The following is a 3,155-nucleotide window of genomic DNA, read 5'->3' as shown; positions in this document are numbered from 1 at the left end:
GCCCCCCTGGCCAGGCCGGCGGGGTCGGCCTGCCGCGCTCCAGGTCGGGCTGACCTGGCTGAGCTTGCCCTGGTGTTTGTTGTGGTTCTTGCACGATTTTCTCCCTTGCTTGCATAGCCTGGCAACGCTGGAGCCAGTGTCTTCTCAACGTGTCGTTGGTTGGTCCCGTCCCGAGAGGTGTCTCTGCGGGAGGCGCAGGGTGCTTCTGCCATGACACCTCGGCGCTTCGGCGATAGTGGCTGTCCCTGCTGGCTAATGGACTGCTTCCAGTGGTGACCTCCTCTTGATCGACTGAGCGCCGAGGTCTTTTGCTGGGCTGGCCAGCGGCGCAAAGGCAGCTTAGCAAGCAGGGCTGACCAGCCAGTGATTCAGCGGTTCCAACAGCACTCGTGCCCGTATTTGCCCGCTGTTGGCATCGCTATCCTCTGCCAGGTGCATGTTTCTCTTGCTGGCGGTCGGGATCGCTAAAGTAGAGATCGATTCCGCGCTTGAGGGCCTCTAGCAGCGGCTGATAGCGATGCCGCGACGGCAGATGGACTGGCCGACCGTCGAGCAGGCCCTGCAGAGCTTCGAAAAACTCTAGCTCTTGACGGCCCGTGCCCGCGCTGGCCAGACCATTGGCCAGTTGGGAACGCAGGATGTTGTGCGTGCGCTGGAGCATGAGGCGCACCTCCTGGCCCGCCTCGGGGTGGATCGTACAGACATCGACTACCGCTTCGCTGAGACAGGCCAGCATCTCTAGCGCCAGAGCGCCCTTGCTCATGGCACGCATGGCCTGCGTCGGCGGTCGCTCCAGGGCCTCGGCGATCACTTCGGCGGCGCGCGGCGCCAGCTCCTCTGGCTCTATAAGAATGCCTTCTTCGGCCAGATGCTCACAGAGCAGCCCTATCGCCCCCTCTACCTCATGACGCTGGTCAGCCGGTATCCGACAGCGGCTGAGTAGATCGAGCATGCGCAGGAAGCAGGCCAGGGCCACGCGCGTTTGATGGAAAAAGGCGAAGAAAATCCCCAGGTTGCTCAGGACGACGGCCTCACGCTCGCGGTCCTGGCTAAGGCGCGCCAGGTCGAGGGCCTCTCGATAGCAACGCAGGGCTTCTCTGGTCTGCAAGCAGGTCTGGTAGAGCTGGCCCAGGCCCCCCAGCGTGAGGGCCAGGAGGGAGTTGTCGTTTTCGCGACGCAGGAGGAAGAGGGCCTCCTGGTAGAGCGCATGGGCACAATGAATCTGCCCGAGGGAGAAGGAGAGCGAGGCCAGTTTGCTCAGGGTGGCCCCTCTGCCGCGCCGATCACCGATCTCGCGCTGTATGAGGAGCGCCTCCTGAAAACAGCGCAGGGCACGCTGAATCTGACCATGCTCTTGATAGAAGGTGCCCAGGTTATTGAGCGTGATGCCCTGGCCGCGGCGATTGCCAACTTCACGATGGATGGCCAGGGCCTCTCGATAGCAGATGAGGGCCTCCTGATCGCAATGCATCTCCTGATAGAGGGTGGCAAGGCGCCCCAGGGTGGTGCCTTCTCCCTGCAGGAAGCCGAACTCGCGCTGAATGTTCAGCGCCTGACGATAGACCATAAGCGCCTGCTCTCGCTCGCCCCGCCGCTGGTAGATGGTGCCCAGGCTAGAGAGGGCACTGGCTTCTTTGAGAGGCTTGCCATACTCGCGACTGCGGACAAGCGCTTGCTGGTAGTAGTCGCACGCCTGGTCAAGGCAATCTTGACGTTGGAAGAGGAGGCCGAGTCGGAAGAGGCTAACCATCTCACCATCCCGATCCCCTTCGATACGCTGCTTCTCTAGTTGCTTCTCATAATAGACAATCTCTTCATCAGGGGTCATCGGCCCCTGCTCTTCTTTCTCATTTTCTAGAGCCATTTTCTAGCCTCTCTTTTGATTAAGGAGCCAAGGTCTTCAGACCCGACCTCCTTCACCCGCTTTCCAGCCGATTCAGTATAGAACTGCTCTCGCTATCGGAATGGCTACCACCATGCCTCTCCACCGGCAGACAGGTACCTCACCCGGTTGAAGACATACCACGCTCTCCCCCTTTCTTTGCTTACAGCAATCTACGCTGTAATGTGAACGATTGGTTGCTTGAGCAACAACTGACGCATGGTCGCTTGCTTGGAGGCTATTTCTTTCTTAGTATACACCAATTCTTTGTGGATGAATATACCCATCCAAGTGCAAATTTGTAAAAGAGACTTGGAAGAAATGGGGATTTGGTCCGAAATGCCTATCTGGACAGATCGCTCGCAGTCTGACTGGCTCGCCACCGGGTCTGGCCACTTTGGATGAGGGCCAGGGGCGGAGAGTAGGGATGGTCCTCGGGCAGCGCGGAGGGCTGGCCCTCCAGCAGGGCTGCGAGGACGGCGTAGCAGTCAGCCGCTGCCGCCGCCGGGCTCGCTGCGCGGGGCTTCAGGCTGAGAGGGAGGGAAACCGCTGAGCAAACGCCTGGTACCGCTACCCTGCCATCACACCCTCAGATGAGGGGGGCTAGCTGCCCCCCAGACGACCTTTGAGCCGCTTGCGCTCTTCCTCGGCCTGCCACTTCGGCACGTCTTCAATGAGGGCGGTGATGGGCACGTCGAGCGCTTCGGCAATTCTATCAAGAGTATATGTGGAAACTGGCTTGTATGGGTTAATAAAAATCTCACGAATAACGTGATAGCTGACCTCTGACTTCAGCGAAAGGCGATGCATCGACATATTTTTCTGTTGAGCTACTTCTTTCACCCGCAGACGTAACACGTGCTTTCCTCAACTCTCCATCACTACATAACACGAAACAAGGCGAATAATGTACTCTACCTTCCTTGCTTGCTGATTCGTTTACTGACGGTGAGTGACCGCCAGCACTCGTCTATTTGCTTGCTCGCGGGGCGCCGAACAACGCTCGCATCGATCGGGGCGCGTCGCTGTTCAGCAAGCAGGCGCTTCTTTTCTGCGGCCATGAAGAGTATACACCATCTGTGAGGTTGAATGCACGTGTGCTCTCTTGCTTGCGCTGGCACCTTCCCCATACGACAGCCTTGTGCTCGCTGCCAGTGCTCGAACATGGACGGAGTGTTGAGCGGATGTCTGGTGTTGCAACCCTACGGTCAAGCGCTCAAGTGAGGAGACGCTAGCTGTCCTCCGGCAGGCTTTTGAGCCGCTTCCGCTCCTC

The 3,155-nt window shown here is 59.0% G+C and carries 2 protein-coding genes; both read right to left on the bottom strand.

Annotation, left to right across the window (positions count from 1 at the left end):
* Positions 1-418 precede the first annotated feature (418 nt).
* Positions 419-1,864 (bottom strand): tetratricopeptide repeat protein, encoded by a 1,446-nt coding sequence (locus IRZ31_RS20905; RefSeq protein ID WP_297157584.1) that lies wholly within the window; start codon positions 1,862-1,864, stop codon positions 419-421.
* A 621-nt stretch (positions 1,865-2,485) separates the two neighbouring features.
* Positions 2,486-2,740: a helix-turn-helix transcriptional regulator gene (locus IRZ31_RS20900; protein WP_297157581.1), complete on the bottom strand. Its 255-nt coding sequence runs from the start codon at positions 2,738-2,740 to the stop codon at positions 2,486-2,488.
* Between the last annotated feature and the right edge of the window lie 415 nt (positions 2,741-3,155).

Source organism: Thermogemmatispora sp., from assembly GCF_019683635.1.
Taxonomy (GTDB): domain Bacteria; phylum Chloroflexota; class Ktedonobacteria; order Ktedonobacterales; family Ktedonobacteraceae; genus Thermogemmatispora.
This window is presented reverse-complemented; position numbering and strand designations above follow the sequence as displayed.